This is a genomic window from Streptomyces sp. 4F14, assembly GCF_048159485.1.
Classification (GTDB): Bacteria; Actinomycetota; Actinomycetes; order Streptomycetales; family Streptomycetaceae; genus Streptomyces.
In genome coordinates this window covers 1-315 of sequence record NZ_JBLRVY010000410.1, presented here as the reverse complement: position 1 = coordinate 315, position 315 = coordinate 1, and the positions used below count along the sequence as shown (strand labels likewise).

Here is a 315-nt window from a genome sequence, read left to right as displayed (position 1 = left end):
CGCGGACTGGACGAGTACATGCGCGGCTCGGGGCGGGTGATGCGGGCCGGGGCGCGGACCGTTGCGCATCGCCAGTTACGAGTACGAGGGGCGCCGGCACTGCGGGATCGTGGAGGGCACCGCCGTACGGGCCCTCCCGGACGGCACCTCCCCCCTCGACGCTGTCGGCATCCGCCCCGTGGGCCCGGCCGTCCCGCTGACGGACGTACACCTGCTGCCGCCGCCCGTACGACGACATCCCCGTGCCGCCGGGATCTGGCGTGCTCGACTTCGAGCTGGAGGTCGCCGCGGTGATCGGCCGCGAGGGGCTCGACC

At 74.9% G+C, this 315-nt stretch carries 1 pseudogene; it reads left to right on the top strand.

The annotated features are described in order from the left end of the window. Window positions 1-61: 61 nt before the first annotated feature. Window positions 62-315, top strand: a pseudogene (locus ACLZOT_RS51345) (Rv2993c-like domain-containing protein); the annotation flags it as partial.